This is a genomic window from Rhizobium sp. 21-4511-3d (assembly GCF_053522545.1).
Genome location: NZ_JBNWCF010000003.1, coordinates 185615 through 203421 on the forward strand (window position 1 = coordinate 185615; position 17807 = coordinate 203421).

The 17807-nt window shown below is 63.1% G+C and carries 15 protein-coding genes; 8 read left to right on the forward strand and 7 right to left on the reverse strand.

The window, feature by feature from the left end:
• The first annotated feature begins 93 nt into the window (after window positions 1-93).
• The 5 genes from ACQZ5H_RS09275 to ACQZ5H_RS09295 are packed head-to-tail and all read left to right on the forward strand — an operon-like array spanning window position 94 to window position 7417.
• Window positions 94-1476, forward strand: a complete 1383-nt coding sequence (locus ACQZ5H_RS09275; RefSeq protein WP_449097445.1) for an SWIM zinc finger family protein — start codon at window positions 94-96, stop codon at window positions 1474-1476.
• Window positions 1473-2879, forward strand: coding sequence for a DUF5691 domain-containing protein (locus ACQZ5H_RS09280; protein WP_449097446.1), 1407 nt, complete (start codon window positions 1473-1475; stop codon window positions 2877-2879). The genes ACQZ5H_RS09275 and ACQZ5H_RS09280 overlap by 4 nt, the downstream gene beginning before the upstream one ends.
• Window positions 2872-3954, forward strand: a complete 1083-nt coding sequence (locus tag ACQZ5H_RS09285) for an ATP-binding protein (RefSeq protein WP_449097447.1) — start codon at window positions 2872-2874, stop codon at window positions 3952-3954. The genes ACQZ5H_RS09280 and ACQZ5H_RS09285 overlap by 8 nt, the downstream gene beginning before the upstream one ends.
• A complete protein-coding gene (locus ACQZ5H_RS09290; RefSeq protein WP_449097448.1) occupies window positions 3954-6266 on the forward strand; it encodes a DUF5682 family protein in 2313 nt (770 codons plus the stop codon). The genes ACQZ5H_RS09285 and ACQZ5H_RS09290 overlap by 1 nt, the downstream gene beginning before the upstream one ends.
• Window positions 6263-7417: a VWA domain-containing protein gene (locus ACQZ5H_RS09295; RefSeq protein WP_449097449.1), complete on the forward strand. Its 1155-nt coding sequence runs from the start codon at window positions 6263-6265 to the stop codon at window positions 7415-7417. The genes ACQZ5H_RS09290 and ACQZ5H_RS09295 overlap by 4 nt, the downstream gene beginning before the upstream one ends.
• A gap of 47 nt (window positions 7418-7464) precedes the next feature.
• Here the strand turns inward: ACQZ5H_RS09295 and ACQZ5H_RS09300 are convergent, their stop codons facing one another.
• Window positions 7465-8058 carry a TetR/AcrR family transcriptional regulator gene (locus ACQZ5H_RS09300; RefSeq protein ID WP_449097450.1) on the reverse strand — a complete coding sequence of 198 codons (594 nt, stop codon included), beginning with the start codon at window positions 8056-8058 and terminating at the stop codon, window positions 7465-7467.
• 184 nt (window positions 8059-8242) lie between these two features.
• On the opposite strand from ACQZ5H_RS09300, the gene ACQZ5H_RS09305 reads away from it, so the two are divergent.
• The gene (locus tag ACQZ5H_RS09305) at window positions 8243-9154 is read left to right on the forward strand and encodes an alpha/beta fold hydrolase (protein WP_449097451.1); all 912 of its coding nucleotides are present in this window, start codon (window positions 8243-8245) and stop codon (window positions 9152-9154) included.
• Window positions 9155-9308: 154 nt separating this feature from the next.
• Window positions 9309-10343: an alpha/beta hydrolase gene (locus tag ACQZ5H_RS09310; protein ID WP_449097452.1), complete on the forward strand. Its 1035-nt coding sequence runs from the start codon at window positions 9309-9311 to the stop codon at window positions 10341-10343.
• A 339-nt stretch (window positions 10344-10682) separates the two neighbouring features.
• On the opposite strand, the gene ACQZ5H_RS09315 is transcribed toward ACQZ5H_RS09310, so the two are convergent.
• A complete protein-coding gene (locus tag ACQZ5H_RS09315) occupies window positions 10683-11210 on the reverse strand; it encodes a pyridoxamine 5'-phosphate oxidase family protein (protein ID WP_449097453.1) in 528 nt (175 codons plus the stop codon).
• Between the two features lie 171 nt (window positions 11211-11381).
• Between ACQZ5H_RS09315 and ACQZ5H_RS09320 the strand changes: the two genes are divergently transcribed.
• Window positions 11382-11549 (forward strand): hypothetical protein, encoded by a 168-nt coding sequence (locus tag ACQZ5H_RS09320; protein WP_449097454.1) that lies wholly within the window; start codon window positions 11382-11384, stop codon window positions 11547-11549.
• 29 nt (window positions 11550-11578) lie between these two features.
• Here ACQZ5H_RS09320 and ACQZ5H_RS09325 read toward each other — a convergent pair whose 3' ends face one another.
• From ACQZ5H_RS09325 to ACQZ5H_RS09345, 5 genes are read right to left on the reverse strand one after another with little or no spacing between them, the layout of a single operon-like run.
• Window positions 11579-12868 (reverse strand): amidohydrolase family protein, encoded by a 1290-nt coding sequence (locus tag ACQZ5H_RS09325; RefSeq protein WP_449097455.1) that lies wholly within the window; start codon window positions 12866-12868, stop codon window positions 11579-11581.
• Window positions 12869-12889: 21 nt separating this feature from the next.
• Window positions 12890-13831, reverse strand: a complete 942-nt coding sequence (locus ACQZ5H_RS09330) for an ABC transporter permease (RefSeq protein ID WP_449097456.1) — start codon at window positions 13829-13831, stop codon at window positions 12890-12892.
• Window positions 13828-14877 carry an ABC transporter permease gene (locus ACQZ5H_RS09335; RefSeq protein WP_203430273.1) on the reverse strand — a complete coding sequence of 350 codons (1050 nt, stop codon included), beginning with the start codon at window positions 14875-14877 and terminating at the stop codon, window positions 13828-13830. The genes ACQZ5H_RS09330 and ACQZ5H_RS09335 overlap by 4 nt, the downstream gene beginning before the upstream one ends.
• Entirely contained in the window at window positions 14867-16393 is a 1527-nt protein-coding gene (locus tag ACQZ5H_RS09340) for an ABC transporter ATP-binding protein (protein WP_112714673.1), read from the reverse strand. The genes ACQZ5H_RS09335 and ACQZ5H_RS09340 overlap by 11 nt, the downstream gene beginning before the upstream one ends.
• Entirely contained in the window at window positions 16390-17802 is a 1413-nt protein-coding gene (locus tag ACQZ5H_RS09345) for an amidase (RefSeq protein WP_449097457.1), read from the reverse strand. Before ACQZ5H_RS09345 ends, ACQZ5H_RS09340 begins: the two co-directional genes overlap by 4 nt.
• Between the last annotated feature and the right edge of the window lie 5 nt (window positions 17803-17807).

Genomic DNA, 17807 nt, shown 5'->3' on the forward strand with positions numbered 1-17807 from the left:
CATGTCTGTTCGGGTCTCGTCAACTTGGCGTCGTGGTTGACCGCTACGCCTCTTTTGAGATGCAGCTGAAAGTAGGCGGTTCGGAGGTTTCGTTTGGGTCTGACGCTGGCAAAAATCGAGGAGCTTGCACCGGATCAAGGCTCATTGGCAGCGGCGAAGAAGCTTCTGAAGCCTTCGAGCTGGCCGACGATTGCCGAGGATCGTGCCGGGCTCATTTGGGGGGAGTGCCAGGGTTCGGGATCGACCCCCTACAGGATCTCGGTGACCGAGGCCGATGCCGGCTATAAGTGCAGCTGTCCGAGCCGGAAATTTCCCTGCAAGCATTCGCTCGCCCTGATGTGGATGCGGGTCGAGGGCAAGGTGGATTTTCAGGAGCGGCCGGTGCCGGACTGGGTGAACGACTGGCTTGCGCGCCGTCGCGGTCCATCGGCCGCGTCACCGGCGGCCACACCCGAAAAGCCCAAGGCTTCGATCTCGGCCATCGAAGAGATTGAGGCCGAGGCCGACCCCAAAGCGGAAGCCCGGGCGGCGGCTGCCCGCGAGCGGAATCGGCTCGAACGCGAGACGTCGATCACAAACGGTCTTGATGAACTGGATATCTGGCTTGCCGACCAGACGGATGCTGGGCTTGCGGCCTTTCCGGCAAAGGCGTCTGCCGTCTGCCGGGTTATGGCTCAGCGTCTGTTCGATGCAAAGGCAGCCGGTCTGGCGCTTCGGGTGGATACAATGCCCAGCCGCCTGTTTGCGCTCCCCGATGCAGAGCGTCCGATGGCCGCGATACGCGAGCTTGGCATGCTGCACCTGCTTGCTGAGGCCTATCGTCGGCAAAATGATCTCTCCGAACCCATGCGCCATGATATCCGGCAGCTGGTCGGCTGGAACGTCACGCGCGAGGCGCTGCTGGAAGACAAGCAGGCTCTGCGCGTTTCGGGAACATGGCGGGTCTGGGCGGTCCGCAGCGAGGTGCAGCCCGACAAGTTGCGGCGGATCGAGACATGGCTTCAGGGCGATGACAGGCAGGCGGTCCTCATCGAATATGTCCCGGTGTCGACCGGAGCGTCTTCAAGTGGTTATAGTGTCGGCGATGCCTTCGAGGCCGAATTGGTCTTCTACCCCGCGAGCGTGGCGCTCCGTGCATTGATCGCCAATCAACTGGCCGGCGCGGAGCCTTCCGATGCGCCTTTGGCTCTCCCAGAGCAGAATCTGGCCGCAGCCTACGGATTGTATGAAGACGCGCTGATCGAAAAGCCCTGGCTCCAGGAATATCCGATGATGTTTCGCGGGGCACGGCTCAGGCGATCGGGCGATGCTTTCTACCTGCATGGCGACGAGATCAGCCTGCCTGTCGCAAGGTCGCAATCGACTGTCAGCTGGCCGCTGCTGCAATTCGAGACGATTGATGGGGCCGCCCTCTGGGATGGCAGTGAGCTGACGCTTTGCTGGTCGGAGACGGCACTGGGACGGTGGACAGCATGATCGGAGGAAGACTGAAGACCGCAATTCTGCCGAAGCTTCTTACCGGTGCCCGCGATGGCCTGCCGCTTGACGCGATCGGCGCGACGGATTCCCTGCAAGCTCTCGCATTGGCCGCTCAGGCCCTGCGGTTTGACCGTCCGCCGCAGCCGCTGCAGTTTCAGATCGAGGATGTGATCGCGGACAGAGCCACGATCATGCCGGACGCGGCGCGCAAACTTCTGATCCGTCTTATGGCGGGCAAGGGCCAGGCATCGCTGTCCGCCGCGATCGTGCGAAAGCTTGTCGAACGGAAGCTGAGGCTGCATCCCTTCGATCTGCCGAAGCTGGAAACCTTCGTGAAAGCCCATGCGGAAGATCTCGGTGCGGAAGCGCTTGCCTTTTCCGAGCGGGAGAAGCCGGTCGCTCAGAAGCAGAATTACTTCGCGCCCGATCGCCTGAGCGACGAAAACTGGATGCTTGCAACGCCGGCGGTGAAGGCGGGATATATCAGCGGCCGCCGGGCAATCGATCCGGACGCGGCAAGGGCGCTGGTCGAAGCGGTCTGGAAAACGGAGGATGCCGATAGCCGCTTCCGTCTGCTTGGCGCCTTTCGTGAGCGTCTTTCGGAAGCCGATGCACCGTTCCTGACAAGCCTCGAAAAGGATCGCGCACCACGTGTTCGCGCGCTGGCGCAGAGATTGATCGTGAAACTGCCTGGTTTCGAGGGCAGCGATCCTGCGCTGCGCGAGGTGTTGGAGCGCATCAAGGTTTCGAAATCCGGGCTCATATTCAAGAAGACGGTTCTGACGCTGGAACTGCCCGCGACCGTGCGGGATCACACCAAGAGGGCCTGGCTCAATCAAGCCTTCGGGCCGATCGGCCTTGAGATGCTTGCCGGCGCGCTGTCGCTCTCGGTGGAGGCCATGATTGCTGCCGCTGAAAAGCAGAACGATCTGCTGCTGGCCTTCTTTCTCATGGCAACACAGGACGGGCGGCTCGATGTTGTGGAAATGGTCACCGACGGCCATCTGCCCGATGCCTGGACGCTGGTTGATGCGACGGATGATGAAGCGCTGGCCGACTACAATCAGGACATGCGGCGCGCCTGGGTTGCCCATGTCTTCCGGCCGGACAGATGGGGAAGCGATACGACGCCATGGGTGATCCGTCGCATGGCGATGCAGTTGGCCGCAGAAGCAACCGAGAAGATGTTCGCCGATGTGCTGAGATCCAAGCCATGGCTTGCCCTTCGCAAGCCAAATGCCGGCTACGATGCGGATATCATCGACGACATGGCCGCCATGTGCCCGCCGGCGATGCGTCCGGCCTTGCGAACGGAGTTCGCTGCGCTCGACCCCGCCAAAACCGGCAACGCCATTCTTTTCCTCGATCTTATGAATAGCCTGGAGACCGACCATGTCTGAAGCCCACCTTCGCCGCCCTGCGGAAGAAATCTATGCCGGCGAGCTGGCCGCGCTTGCAAAGGGCGACGATCGCCCGCGGCCGAGCAACTGGAAACTGTCTCCGCAGGCCGTGGTGACCTATCTGCTGGGCGGAAAGGCATCCGATGGAACCGCGATCACCGCCAAATATGTCGGCAATCGACGGCTGATCGAAACCGCTGTCGCGACGCTGGCGACCGACCGGGCGCTATTGCTGCTCGGGCTTCCGGGCACTGCCAAATCGTGGGTTTCAGAACACCTCGCCGCAGCGATCTCCGGTTCGTCGCAGCGTCTCATCCAGTGCACGGCCGGCACTGACGAAAACCAGATCCGCTATGGCTGGAACTACGCCCTGCTTCTGGCCAAAGGGCCTTCGCCGGAGGCTCTCATCAAGACGCCGCTGGTGCGGGCGATGGAGGAGGGCACGCTCTTGCGGCTCGAAGAGCTGACCCGCATGGGCTCGGATGTGCAGGACACGCTGATCACCGTGCTTTCCGAAAAGACGTTGCCCGTACCGGAACTCGATATCGCCATCGGCGCGGAACGGGGCTTCAATATCATCGCCACGGCGAACAATCGTGACAAGGGCGTCAACGATCTCTCCTCGGCGCTGAAGCGGCGTTTCAACGTCGTCGTGCTGCCGTCGCCGAGCTCGCTCGATGAGGAAACGCAGATTGTCGTGAAGCGTGTCGGCGAGATCGGCACCAATCTCAGCCTGCCGCCAATCCAGCCGGCCGACAAGGAGCTGGCGCGCGTCGTCACCTTGTTCCGCGAAATTCGCGATGGCAAGACGCTGAACGGCAAGACCAAGCTCAAGACCTCGACCGGTACGCTCTCGACGGCGGAAGCCATTTCCGTCGGCGTCTCGGCCTGGACGGAGGCGGCCTATTTCGGCAACGGCCGGATCGATGCCAATGCGCTTGCCACCAACATCGTCGGTGCCGTGGTCAAGGATCCGGTGCAGGACAGCGTGGCGCTGTCCGAATATCTGGAAACGGTGGTGCGCACGCGCGACGGCTGGAGCGATCTCTACGAGGCCATCCGCGAGGTGATCTGATGGCTGCCAAGCGAAAGGCGCATCTCTTCGGCATCCGCCATCACGGACCGGGCTCGGCGGCGCTTCTCAAGGGCGCGCTCGACGCCCTCGATCCCGCCTGCGTTTTGATCGAGGGCGCGCCGGAGGGCGATGCACTCATCCAGTATGTGGCGCTGCCCGGCATGAAGCCACCGCTGGCGATGCTGTTCTATGCTGCGGACGAACCGGCAAATGCCGTATTCGCGCCTTTCGCGGAATTCTCGCCGGAATGGGTTGCGATGCAATGGGCGCTCGCTCATGGCCGCGCCGTACGCTTCATCGATTGGCCGGCTTCCGTGTCCCTCGCGCTTACCAAGGCGGCCAAGGAGGAGGCCCGCTCGACCCTCGAGAAACCCGACGAGGTGCAGGACGAAGGGAGTGATGCCGCGGCGGATGAGGGCTTGGCACCTCGTCTCGACCCGCTCGATCTCCTGGCGGAAGCGGCCGGATATGGCGACGGCGAGAGTTTCTGGAACGGGCTGATCGAGCAGCATGGCGGCGGCCAGTCACCGCTCGAGATATTTGCCGCCATCGAAACCGCCATGACGGAAGCGCGTCAATACCAGTCGGATGCCGGAGGCATGAGCGATCAGCAGCGGCTGCGCGAGAGCCGCCGGGAGGCCTTCATGCGCGGGCATATCCGCGATGCGCTGAAGAGCCATGAGGGCGAGGTCGCGGTCGTGGTCGGCGCCTGGCATATCGGCGGGCTTCGTGAGGAAACGACGGCTGCCGAGGACCGCGCCATCGTCAAGGATCTACCGAAGATCAAGGTGGAGGCAACCTGGGCGCCGTGGAGCGACGGGCGTCTCAGCTATGCGTCGGGCTATGGCGCGGGCGTCATCTCGCCTGGCTGGTACCGGCATCTCTGGGGGCTCTATTCCGGCGATCGGCATGATGGCCCGGAAGCCTTTGCCGCCGTCTGGCAGGCACGGACCGCAACCCTTTTGCGGCAGGAAGGTTTCGATGCCTCCACGGCCTCGGCCATCGAGGCGGCGCGGCTTGCACTTGGGCTCGCCAGCATGCGGGGTCTGAGCATGCCGGGCCTGGCCGAAATGCGGGATGCCTCTCTGTCGTCGCTGTGCCATGGCGACGGCCTGCAGCTCGCGATGATCGAGCGCAAACTCTACATGGGAAACCGCATCGGCGAAATCGACGAGGCGGTGCCTCAGATGCCGCTCGCCAGGGATTTCGAGGCCTGGTGCAAGAGGACGCGACTGAAGCCGGAAGAGGCGGTGAGCGAGATAAAGCTCGACCTGCGCAGCGAGGCGGGCCTGCTGAAATCCACCTTCCTGCATCGGCTCAACCTGATCGGCATCCAGTGGGGGCGGTTGATCGATGCGGAAGCCGGAAGAGGGACATATCGCGAAATCTGGCGCCTCACCTGGTCTCCGGATATGTCGGTGGCACTGGCCGAAGCGCTTGTCTGGGGTCTGACGATCGAACAGGCTGCCGCGGCCGCAACGATCGATCGCGGCCGGAAGGCGGAAGGTATCGCGCCGCTTTCGGATCTGGTGCGGGGCGCCCTTGTCGCCGATCTTCCGGAAGCAGCGAGCGCCTGCATCGGTCTTTTGCAGGCTGCGGCCGTCCAGAGCAACGACATCACCGATCTCATGAATGCGGTGCCGCCGCTTGTGCGTATCGTGCGCTATGGCACCGCCCGCAAGCTGCCGGAGCCGGAGTTGCGGGCGCTGGTCACCGCGATCAGCGTCGAGGTGAATGCCGGCGTGCGCATCGGTTCACGCCAGCTGGATGAGGACGCGACGTCGAAACGCATGAGCGCGATGCGCGCCTTCGACGAAGCGCTTGGCCTTTTCAGCGATGCCGCTCTGCTGGCGGAGTGGCGGCGCCAGCTTGCGCTGCTGGTCGATGACGAACAGGCGGTGGCGCCAGCCGTCGGCTTCAGCCTGCGCCGGCTGCACGATCTCGGCATCTGGGATAGGCAGCAGGTTTCAGCAGCCTTTTCCCGCCAGATCGTCGGCGAGGAGCCAGCACGCGCTGGCCCCTTCATCGAGGCCTTTATCGCAGGCGCGGCAGAGGTTCTGATCCAGGATCAGACGTTGCTCTTGCTGATCGACGAGTGGCTTTGCGGGCTGGACGAGGCGGTCCTCGTCGAAAGCTTGCCGCTTCTGCGCCGCGCCATGTCCGGCTTCGATGCGAGCGGCCGCAAACGGATCATGGAACGGATCGCCGGCGGACGAGGAGAAACCTTGCCTGCCCAAGCCGAAACCTCGGACAATTCCGCCTTCGAACGCGCCTTGCCGCTTCTGAAGCACATTCTGGGAATGAGCCAATGACCTCCGAACAGATCCGCCGCTGGAAGCTTGCTCTCGGCGATGACGATATGGGAGGGCTTGGCGAACGTGATCGGCGGCTGAGCCAGGCACTGTCGGCTCTCTATGATGGCGAGGGCAAGAAGGGGCGCGGCGGGCTTGGGGCTTCTTCGCCGAAGGTCTCCCGCTGGCTCGGCGATATCCGCGAATTCTTTCCGACGCCGGTCGTGCAGGTCATCCAGAAGGATGCCTTCGAGCGCCTGAACCTCAAGTCGCTGATGATGGAGCCGGAGTTCCTGGAAACCCTGGAACCGGACGTCCACCTCGTAGCCGATCTGATTTCGCTGCGTGGCGCCATGCCGGAAAAGACCATGGAGACCGCCCGCACCGTTGTCGACAAGGTCGTCGCGGACCTGATGAAACGGCTGCAATCCAAGACGGTGGAGAAGCTGACCGGCGCGGTGAACCGCTCTAAGCGAACGCACCGGCCGCGGCATGCCGATATCGACTGGCCGCGCACCATCCGCGCCAATCTCCGCCACTATCAGAAGGACTACAATACGGTCGTACCGGAGACGCTTGTCGGCTTTGCCCGCAAGACGCGAACGCGCGCGGATCTCGACCATGTCCTGCTCTGCGTCGACCAGTCGGGCTCGATGGCGCCATCGGTCGTCTATGCCTCGATCTTTGCTGCGGTCATGGCTTCGCTGCCGGTTCTGTCGACGAAGCTGGTCTGCTTCGACACCTCGATCGTCGATCTCACCGAGGATCTTGCCGATCCGGTCCAGGTGCTCTTCGGCGTTCAGCTCGGCGGCGGCACGGATATCAATGCCGCACTTGCCTATTGCGAGACCAAGATCGACCGGCCGGCCAAGACGCATCTGGTGCTGATCACCGATCTCTACGAGGGCGGCGATGCAGACGCCATGCTGGCACGGGTGGCGGCGCTGAAACAGTCCGGCGTCAACGTCATCGTGCTCCTGGCGCTCTCCGACGACGGCCGGCCAAGCTACGATAGCCGTCACGCCGGTGCGATTGCCGCGATGGACTGCCCGGTTTTCGCCTGCACGCCGGATCAGTTCCCCGATCTGATGGCGACGGCTCTGACGAAGCAGGATATCGGCCAATGGGCCAGCGCAAACGGCATCGAGCTCATCCGAGGAAACGAACCCTGAAATCAAGGACTGCTCGATAAGCGGAGGCATCGCGAGGATGCCGGCGCCTAGCCAATCATCGCTTGAACTCCGGCGCTCGCCACCTTCGTTACCTCCTTGAGCTCTTCGCGCGTGCTGCCGTCCCGGGCCTGTACCGACAAGCCCTGAAGAACAGCAAGAATGTAGCGGGCAACGGACGAAGCCCGATCTTCGGGCAGCCAACGCTGCAGTGTGCCGGCAATCGCGAGACGCATTTCGTTGCGCCTATCTGCGAGCTCTTTCGCCAGATCGGAATGTTCGGCCGCAGTTTGCAGCATGCCGCTCGAAATCATGCATCCCCGCTCGCCTGCGGGATCAACGACCGCATCGATGGCCCTGGCGAAAAGGGTGTCGACGGTTTCGGCAAGCGTTTCCTTCTCTCCCAAATCCTTCAAGGCACCCGGAAGGCCGAAGTAATGGTCGAGCGCCTCCCGGTAGAGGCCGGCCTTGCTGCCGAAGGCGGAGTAGATGCTTGGGGGAGCGACGCCAATCGCCTCGGTGAGATCGTTTAGAGAAACGCCCTCGTATCCATGCCGCCAGAAGAGGTGCATTGCGGTGTCAACCGCCTCTGCTCTGTCAAAGGTACGCGGGCCTCCGCGGCGCCGCTTGATTGTCTTATCCATAGCGATCACTAAAAACAAGTTGACACCAAAAATCAAGCCTGTAGTTTTTAGCGGTCACTAAAGACAAGTGATTGCGGTTCCGGAAGCCATTCTGGCGCGGTGGAGCCGCAGGCCAGATCACGAGCCGATCAAATCGATCCAACCAACGCGGAAGCCTCGCCTTCCGCGAACGAAGAAGTGCGTCATGAAAAGAGAGAAAATTGTAAAAGCCGTCCGCGGGATGCTGACATCCGTCATCCTGCTCGGTCTGTCATCCGTCGCGATGGCCGCGGAGAAAGACTACACCGTCAAGGCACCCGACGGCATCGACATTGCCGTGCAGGAAACCGGCAATCCAGCCGGGAGGCCGATCGTCTTCATCCACGGCTTGCTTGGCAGCCATCTCAACTGGGACAAGCAGACTGGCAGCGCCGATCTGCAGCAATTCCGCCTGATCAGTTACGACATGCGCGGGCACGGTCAGTCCGGAAAGCCTGACGGGGTCGAATTCTACCACGATGGCCGCCGCTGGGCCGACGATCTGTCGGTGGTACTCAAGGCAAGCGGTGCGAAAAAACCCGTTCTCGTCGGATGGTCGCTGGGCGGTGTCGTCCTTTCGAACTACCTCGCTGCTTACGGGGACGGTGGCATAGGCGGCATCGTCTATGTGGACGGTGTCATCGATCTCAATGCTGAGCTCATCACATCGCATCCGCAGGTCTATGCCGGGATGGCATCTGACGACCTCAGAACACATCTCGATGCGGTACGCACATTCCTCAGCCTTTGCTTCGAAACGCAGCCCGACAGGGCGACATTCGAACGCCTGCTGTCAAATGCCGCCATGGCCTCTTGGGTCATGACGAAGGCGACACCCTCGATGACGGTCTCCGTCGCGCAGGGCCTTCCCAAAGCGCAGGCTCCGGTTTTGCTGCTCTATGGAGGTAAGGACAATCTCGTGAAGGTCCAGCCCAGCATCGATCGGGCCCGCGAGCTCAATCCGAAAATCCGGACAAAGATCTACGCCAATTCGGGTCACGCACCGTTCCTCGAAGAGGCCGCCCGCTTCAACCGCGACCTGTCCGCTTTCGCCGGCTCCGTCTCCACGGCGAACTGATTTCGACTTCGGGGCGGGCGAGGCGTCCGCCCCGAGCGACCAGCATCTTCGGGCTGTCCGGCATTGTCTGAGCGTGATGACGATAATATAGGGCTTTTCAGATGTGGAACCTTGGCGAAGTGCGCAAGCCGCGAAGACGGCGGCGCATTGATGCATGCATATTGAAGGCCTGAAGAATATGGACGATCAGAAGCACGGTGTAGCAGTGCAGGCGCGTCAGGTGCCGTTTCCCACCTCGATCAGCAAGGAGGCTCTGGCTGTGCTTGAGCGGATGGTACGGGAGGATGGCGTGCCGCTCAACGCCTTGCACAGCATGCCGAACCCGGATGACCGGGATGGATGGATGAAGATCAAAGCCGCCGTCGACATGCAATATTCGGCGGCGGTGGCAAGGCTCGCCGGAAGCCTGCATTCCAGTGCGGATACCATCAAACTGGGCGAGGCAACGATCCATGTCGCGACCCCGCATAAAACGTTCGATCCCGCTCGCGCCTATCTCGATCTCCATGGCGGTGCGCTCGTGTTCGGCGGTGGAGAGGCCTGCCTGGCCGGCGCCCGGATGCAGGCGGACCAGCATGGGGTGCTCTGCTATGGCGTCGACTACCGGATGCCGCCCGAGCATCCCTATCCCGCCGCACTCGACGACTGCGTCGCGGCCTATCGCTACATTCTTGAGCGGCATGCACCTGACGACATCGTTGTCGGCGGCCGGTCGGCCGGAGGTAATCTCGCGGCGGCGTTGATGCTGCGAGCGCGCGATGAAGGGCTTCCGATGCCATCCGGCTTGGTATTGCTATCCCCGCAGGCCGACCTGACGGAATCCGGCGACAGCTTTGAAACCAACAGGATGGTTGACATCGTGCTGCCCGGCTCACTGATGTCCAGCAATCTGCTCTATGCCAATGGTGCAGACCTGAAGCACCCCTACGTCTCGCCCCTGTTCGGGGATCTCAAGGGACTGCCGGCGACCTTTCTCCAGACTGGCACGCGCGATCTCTTTCTGTCCAACACCGTTCGCATGCATCGCGCCTTGATAGCCGCTGGCGTCAAAGCAGAGTTGCATGTCTTCGAAGCCATGCCGCATGGCGGCTTCATGGGCGGGACGCCGGAGGATCGCGAGTTGCAGGAAGCGGTTTCGCGTTTCGTTCAGGACCGTTGGGCACGCACCATCGTTCACGCAGGCGAATGAGGAGCTATGTGCAGAAGGCCGGCGATGGCCGATAAGGCCGCGAGCGCCGCGACGGTCCGGTGCTTTTCCGCGCCGGAGATCAGCAGTAGCTTACTCACCGTCGTGGCGGTGGGGGAAAGAAAATCGCCTGCTTGCGGTTTCAATTCCAGGCGCGATACGGGCGACGATGACGTAGAAGAGATAGCTGCCCAACACGCCGCTGCACCTTCGCGGGCTCGTCGTTCAACTACAGAGAAATAGCCAGGACAGTGGCGTCCCGATCTGCGCGGGGACGCCCTGTCTCCTTGCTTGTCGATTGCTTTGGAAAACGGCCGATGCGCGACGAAAGTCGGGCATTTCTCAGGGTGACAGCCTCACGTCTTTCCAGCCACTGGCCGTCAGCTCGTTCGCCCAACGCAGGTGATTTTCGCCGCTGACGTCCAGCCATTCAAGTCGAGAGAGACGAACGACGATAACCGCCAGTCTCGCGAATGCCACGTCCGGATTGTCGAGGGCGGCGCGATGCAATGCATCGCCGTCATCGCCAATGGCAGTTCCGGGAGCCAGAGGCATTTTGAAAAGTGCGGCGGTTCGCTCCGGCAGTGCTGCCCAGATCTCGTGCCGCTCTTGCTCGTCGGTGATGAGTTGAGCGTCGCCGGAGAGGCGTAGCTGGATCATTCGGGCGGGATCGAAGCCGAGGAGCGAAACGCGCGGGTCGCGGCCGATCTCGATTGCTTTTGGCGATCTGGTGTCGGTGATGAACGTAATCGTTCCCTCCTTCGGATCACAGCGCCGGAGCACGACGGTGCGCAGCTGCGGTGAGCCGTCGAGCCCGGATGTCGCGAGCTGAAGGAAGTTGAAGGGCGACCTGCTGCGCGGCGTTTGCAAGCTCGTCCCAGGCTCTCTCGGTTATTGATGTCATCGTAAAATAGACAGATCTCCTATCGTCGTTCGACGTAAAGCTATTCACTCAGCGCATGCAAGGCTTTCGGGATTGGCTATTTATTTGGCGGGACTAAAACATTAGGTTCCGCGACTTCGATCCACCGGACCAAGCCCTTGCAACCCCATTTCGAATGCACGCGCGCCAACAAATCCCTGCGCAATCTCTCGAACAAGATCTTCTATCTGATCGCTGCGGTGATCATGCTCGCCCTGTGGGCAGGCGGTGGCGACAGGCAAACCGGGCATCAGGTTTCCGTCGCAGAGGCAAGCGCGAGATCCTGAACGCTTCTGCGTGAAGGGCCGCTGCGCAGTTACGCCATGGGAATGTAGTCGAGCCCGATATCGATTGCCTGCGGCCGCCCGTCGATCGATATGGTCGTGATCCGAGGCGCGGTGCGCGCGATCACCCTTCCGCCCTTGATAACGGCCAGGCGAACCGGCCTGAGGCGAAGCGCTTCCAGCGGATCGGCCGCCTGAAGGATGACGAGGTCGGCCTTGCAGCCCTTGTCCAGCCCATAGCCTTCGAGCCCAAGCGTTTTCGCCGAGTTGACGGTCAGGGCCTCGAAAATCTTCTTCTTGTCCTCCACACCCGCCATCTGCGCCACATGGATCGCCATATGGCCGACCTCCAGCATGTCGCCGGAGCCCATCGAATACCAGGGGTCCATGACGCAGTCGTGCCCGAAGGATACGTTGAGCCCGGCATCCATCAGCTCGCGTACGCGCGTCATGCCGCGGCGCTTGGGATAGGTGTCATGCCGGCCCTGCAGCATGATGTTGATCAGCGGGTTCGGGATGACGTTGATCCTCGCCTCGGCCATCAGGGGAATGAGCTTCGAGACATAGTAGTTGTCCATCGAATGCATCGAGGTCAGATGCGAGCCGGCCACCCGGCCCTGCAGGCCGAAACGGACTGTTTCGGCGGCAAGCGTTTCGATATGGCGCGAGTGAGGGTCGTCGGTTTCGTCGCAATGCATGTCGACCGGCAGGCCGCGGTCGGCGGCGATGCGGCAGAGCGCTTCCACCGATAGGCGCCCTTCATCCATCGTGCGTTCGAAATGCGGAATGCCGCCGACGATATCGACGCCCATGTCGAGGGCGCGATTGAGCGAAGCGACCCCGTCGGCGGCGCGGTAGTACCCATCCTGCGGGAAGGCGACGAGCTGCAGGTCGATATAGGGCTTCACCCGCTCCTTGACCTCGAGCAGGGCCTCCGCCGTCACCAATCTCGGATCAGAGGTGTCGACATGGCTGCGGATGAAGAGCAGGCCCTGGCTGACGGCGAGGTCGCAATATCTGAGTGCGCGCTCGACCAGTTCCTCCTTCGTCACGATCGGCCGCAACTCGCCCCAGAGCGCAATGCCTTCGAGCAATGTGCCCGAGACATTCATGCGCGGCAGGCCGAGCGACAATGTCGCATCCATGTGAAAATGCGGATCGATGAAGGGTGGCGAGACCAGGCGATTGGTCGCCATGATCTCCTCGCCGGCCGTTGCTTCGATAGTCTTCTCGACGGCCGCGATCAGGCCGCCGGAAATGGCGATGTCCATTCCCTTGCGTCCATCAGGCAGGTTGGCATCGCGGATGATCAGATCGAACATGGCTGGCTCCTTTTCGGAAAATTATCGCTCGCCGCGGCGGTAGGGTTGCATCAGCGCCTGCGGCACGCGGGCGCGCCGCGCCATGACGGCGAGCGCGACGATGGACAGGATATACGGCGTCATCAGGAAGATCTGGTAGGGCACGCCGCTGACGGCGGTCTGCAGCCTCAGCTGGAAGGCATCGAAAAAGGCAAAGAGCAGGGCGCCGAACAGCGCGCGGCCCGGCCGCCACGATGCAAAGACAACGAGCGCGATGCAGATCCAGCCGCGGCCCTGCACCATCGTCGGAAAGAAGCTGTTGAACGCCGACAGGGTCAGGAAGGCACCGCCGACGGCCATCAGCGCGCTGCCGGCGATGATCGCGCCATAGCGGATCCGCACCGGGTTCAGCCCCTGCGCCTCGGCGGCATGTGGATTTTCACCGGTCATGCGGATGGCGAGCCCGATCGGCGTGCGAAAGATCACGTATCCCATCAGAAGCGCGACGGCGATCGCCAGATAGGTCGGCGCCGTCTGCGTGAAGAGCGCCGGGCCGATGAAGGGCAGGGATGAGAGGCCGGGAATGTCGATCGGCTGGAACGGCACGATCGTCGGCGGGGTGCCGGCGACCGGAACGATCAGCCGGAACACATAGTAGCTGAAGCTGGAGGCAAAGAGCGTCACGCCGAGGCCCGTGACATGCTGCGAAAGACCGAGCGTCACCGTCAGCAGCGAATGCAGCAATCCGAACAGGCCGCCGGCGAGTGCCGCCACCAGCAATCCCGTCCAGAGATCGGCACCATGATAGACGGCAAGCCAGCCGATCATGGCGCCGAAGGTCATGATGCCCTCGATGCCGAGATTGAGCACGCCTGCGCGCTCGCAGAGCAGGGCGCCGAGAGTGCCGAAGATCAGCGGTGTCGCGATGCGCAGGATCGCCGCCCAGAGGCCGGCCGATGCGAGGATGTCGATCAGCGTGCTCATCGGCGGATCCTATACTGCGTGAAGAACAGTGCCACGACCATCGTCAGAAGCGAAAGCGCGACCGTGACATCGGCAATATAGGTCGGAATGCCCAGACTGCGGCTCATGCCGTCGGCGCCGACAAACATCACAGCCGTAAACAGCGCCGCGAAGATGACGCCGATCGGATTGAGGTTCGCCAGCATCGCAACGACGATGCCGGAATAGCCGAAGCCCGGCGAAAGATCGGTGGTCACATAGCCCCTGACGCCCATCACCTCGATGGCACCGGCAAGCCCAGCCAGCCCGCCGGAGATGCAGGCAACCTTGACCAGCGTGCGGGCGAGCGGAACGCCTGCGAAGACGGCGCCCTGCGGATTGAGCCCGGCAGCCCGCGACTGCATGCCGAAGACGGTGCGCGACTGGATGAAATGGATGGCGATCGCCAGGCCGATGGCAATCGCAAGGCCGATATGGAGGCGAGAGCGGGCAAGCAGCTTCGGCAGCATGGCGTGATCGGCGACCGACTGCGATTGCGGCCAGCCGAAGGCGAGGGGATCCTTGAGGACGCCATCGATCAGCATCGAAACGAAGAGAATGGCGATGAAGTTCATGAGCAGGCTGGTGACGACCTCATCGACGGAAAAGCGCAGGCGCAGCCAGAGCGGCACGAGGATCAGCACCATGCCGGCGACGGCGCCAATGACGAGGAGCAGCGGAATGAGCGCGACGGAGGGCAGACCGGCAAGCAGTTTCGAGCCGAAGGCGGCGACTGCGATGGCGCCGAAATAGAATTGCCCCTCGGCCCCGATGTTCCAGAGGCGGGCACGAAAGGCGACGGCGGCGGCAAGCCCGGTCAGGATCAGCGGCGTGGCCCGGGTCAGCGTTTCCGTTGCAGAAAGCCGCGAACCGAAGGCGCCGATGAGGATACGCTTGTACGCTTCCAGCACCGGCGCACCGGCAATGGCGATCAGGATGCCTGACAGCGCCAGGGCAACGATGATCGCGGCGACCGGCGCCCCGGCCATCAGATAGAGCGGCCGATGTTCGCGGCGTTCAAGGCGCATGACGGGTCTCCGCGGTATGGCTCCAATCGCCCGCCATCATCAATCCGAGGCGGCGCGCATTGGCTTCCGCGGCATCGACAGATGGCGACAGACGCCCGCCGACAATGGCCTGGATGCGGTCGGCCAGCGATATCACCTCGTCCAGGTCTTCGGAGATCAGCAGCACGGCGGTACCGGCGCGGCGCGCGTCGAGGATACGGGCGTGCACAGCGGCGACCGCGCCTTCGTCGAGACCGCGTGCCGGCTGGGCAGCGATCAGGATGCGCGGACGGCGCTGAAGATTGCGCCCGAGGATCAGCTTTTGCATGTTGCCGCCGGAAAGAAGCCGGGTGCGGCTTGCCGCTGTTCCACCGCGCACGTCGAATTCCTGAATGATTTCGGTGGCGAAGGCCATGCCGGCCTTTCGGTCGACGAGGCCATTGCGGGAATATTCCGGCAGCCTTTCGAGTACGGCATTTTCCCAGATGGTCATGTCGCCGATCGCGCCTTCCCGGTTGCGATCCTCCGGAATGCGGCCGATGCCGGCGGCAATCACATCATTGACGCCGAGATTGCCGACGGGCTCGCCATAAAGCAGGAGATCGCCTCCCGTGCGGGCCAGCGTGCCGGAGAGGAGCTGAGCCAGAGGCGCCTGGCCGTTTCCGGATACCCCGATGATACCGAGAACCTCGCCCTCGCAAAGCGTGAAGCCGATCTCTTTCAGCCGGTCTACGCCGCCGATGCGGACCGTCAGGCCGCGCGCTTCAAGCGCAACGGGGCCGGGCGTCGAGGGTTCGCGCACCGGCCGCTCGACGCGCCGCCCGACCATCAGCTCGGCAAGCTCCGCCTTGCTGGTCTCCGCGGCCCGGCGCTCGGCGACCATCCTGCCGCCTCTCAAGACGACGATACGATCGGCCGCGGCCATGACCTCGTCGAGCTTGTGCGAAATGAAGATCAGGGAAAGGCCCTGGCGCGCCATTTCCTTCAATGTCGAAAACAGCCGCTCGGCCTCGATATTGGTCAGCACGGCCGTCGGCTCGTCGAGGATCAGGATGCGCGCATCGTTATACAGCGCCTTCAGGATCTCGACGCGCTGCTGCTCGCCGACAGAGAGATCGCCGAGACGGGCATCCGGGTCGACCTTGAGGCCGAAGCGGTCGGCTATCCCGGCAAGTTTCCGGCGTGCCGCAGCCGATTGCGAGCGGATGTTCCAGAGCGTCTCCGTCCCCGTCATGACGTTTTCGAGCACGGTCAGGTTGGGGGCGAGCGCGAAATGCTGGTGAACCATGCCGACGCCTGCGGCAATCGCGGCACGCGGCCGCCCGGGCGGGATATCCTTTCCGTGAATGCGGATCGATCCGCTGTCTGGCACATAGTGGCCGAAGAGGATGCTCATCAGCGTCGTCTTCCCTGCTCCGTTCTCGCCGAGAAGGGCAACGATCTCGCCCTTGTCGAGAGCGAGCGAGATGTCGTCATTGGCGAGATTGTCGCCGAAGCGCTTGCTGATGCCGAGGAGCTCGAGAACCTTTTCGCTCATGCGTTCAGTCCTGCAACGCTGCAGGGGTGCTGCCAGCGTTCGTCGGCTTCCAGCGTGGTGGCCAGAGAAAGCAGCAGCTTCTCCTGGCTGAACGGAGCGATGATCTGGACCGGCAGCGGCAGGCCGTCGGCATCCTTGCCGAAGGGCAGGGTGATCGCCGGAAAGCCCGATATATTGGCGAGCGCTGCGAGCGGCGCAAAGGCGGTCATGCGGTTGAGATGAAGCTCGATGTCATGGTGATCCGATGGAAACGAGCCGATCGGCAACGGTGCGCTTGAAAGCATTGGCGTGACAATCGCATCGACCTTGTCGAACAGGGACCAGAGACCATGGCTGACCCGCACACCGGCATCGAGTGATTTCCAGAGTTCCGTTGCCGGCATGGTGCGTCCACGGTTGATGAAGGCCTGCGTCATCTTTTCCGTCTTGCCGGCGTCTAGAGCAAGGCCATCGATCAAGGCGGCAAGATTGGCGGCGATAATGTTGCCGAAGACTTTTGCGCTTGTATCGGCGAGAGGCGCAAAATCCTGCCAGGCGAGCGCTACGATGGCGTGACCGCGGCCTTCCAGGAACTTCGCGGCGTCTTCTACCGCCTGCGCGCGGTCTGCGGTGGTCGGATAGGCCGCGCCCGTATCGGTCAGCACGCCGATCCGCAGCGGCCGCTCCGGTGGCGCCGCAGATGGTGCGTCCGCAGATGGACCGCGGGCAGGGCCTTCGAGCGCTTCGAATATGGCGGCGGCGTCCCGTACGGAGCGCGTGACCGCCATTTCGCTGGCAATCCCGCCGAGATGGTTGCCGAAGAAAGGTCCGGCGGGCATTGCGCCGCGGCCGGGCTTCAGGCCGACGAGGCCGCAGCACGCTGCCGGCACACGGATCGATCCACCGGCGTCGGTCGCATGCGCGATCGCCACGATGCCGGCTGCAACGGCTGCCGCCGCCCCGCCCGACGAGCCGCCGGGTGTCCTGTTCCGGTCGAGCGGATTGCGGCAGAGCGGGCCGATCGCCGGCTCGCTGGCGAGCGACAGGCCAAATTCCGGACTCGTGGTCAGGCCGAAGGGAACAAGACCGGCGTCGCGAAAACGGTCGGCGAGGTCGGAATCGAGGCCGGATTTCCGGCGCTCGAAGAGCCGCGACCCGGCCGCAACGGGCAGGCCCGCAAACGGCCCGCCGAGATCCTTGGCGAGCGTCGGCACGCCAGCGAAGACGCGGGCGTCAAAACGCTCGGGCTCGCTTTGCCGCTCGACGTCGAGGCGGCGCGCAGCTTCCACGCCCATCCCGGTATCGAGATAGGCGATCGCGCCAAGCGCCTCCTCACGCGCGGCCGCGTCGATAGCGGCCTGCATGGCCTCGCTTGCCGAGGTGCGTCCGTCCCTGATCGACCCGGCGAGCGCGGTTGCGTCCTGAAACATGGGCG

What these genes read in the sequence shown, in the direction of transcription:
- ACQZ5H_RS09335 (WP_203430273.1), bottom strand. Translation starts at nt 14,877, where the DNA reads ATGCGCCTTGAACGCCGCGAACATCGGCCGCTCTATCTGATGGCCGGG.
- ACQZ5H_RS09280 (WP_449097446.1), top strand. Translation starts at nt 1,473, where the DNA reads ATGATCGGAGGAAGACTGAAGACCGCAATTCTGCCGAAGCTTCTTACC.
- ACQZ5H_RS09325 (WP_449097455.1), bottom strand. Translation starts at nt 12,868, where the DNA reads ATGTTCGATCTGATCATCCGCGATGCCAACCTGCCTGATGGACGCAAG.
- ACQZ5H_RS09295 (WP_449097449.1), top strand. Translation starts at nt 6,263, where the DNA reads ATGACCTCCGAACAGATCCGCCGCTGGAAGCTTGCTCTCGGCGATGAC.
- ACQZ5H_RS09305 (WP_449097451.1), top strand. Translation starts at nt 8,243, where the DNA reads ATGAAAAGAGAGAAAATTGTAAAAGCCGTCCGCGGGATGCTGACATCC.
- ACQZ5H_RS09300 (WP_449097450.1), bottom strand. Translation starts at nt 8,058, where the DNA reads ATGGATAAGACAATCAAGCGGCGCCGCGGAGGCCCGCGTACCTTTGAC.
- ACQZ5H_RS09285 (WP_449097447.1), top strand. Translation starts at nt 2,872, where the DNA reads ATGTCTGAAGCCCACCTTCGCCGCCCTGCGGAAGAAATCTATGCCGGC.
- ACQZ5H_RS09340 (WP_112714673.1), bottom strand. Translation starts at nt 16,393, where the DNA reads ATGAGCGAAAAGGTTCTCGAGCTCCTCGGCATCAGCAAGCGCTTCGGC.
- ACQZ5H_RS09310 (WP_449097452.1), top strand. Translation starts at nt 9,309, where the DNA reads ATGCATATTGAAGGCCTGAAGAATATGGACGATCAGAAGCACGGTGTA.
- ACQZ5H_RS09290 (WP_449097448.1), top strand. Translation starts at nt 3,954, where the DNA reads ATGGCTGCCAAGCGAAAGGCGCATCTCTTCGGCATCCGCCATCACGGA.
- ACQZ5H_RS09330 (WP_449097456.1), bottom strand. Translation starts at nt 13,831, where the DNA reads ATGAGCACGCTGATCGACATCCTCGCATCGGCCGGCCTCTGGGCGGCG.
- ACQZ5H_RS09345 (WP_449097457.1), bottom strand. Translation starts at nt 17,802, where the DNA reads ATGTTTCAGGACGCAACCGCGCTCGCCGGGTCGATCAGGGACGGACGC.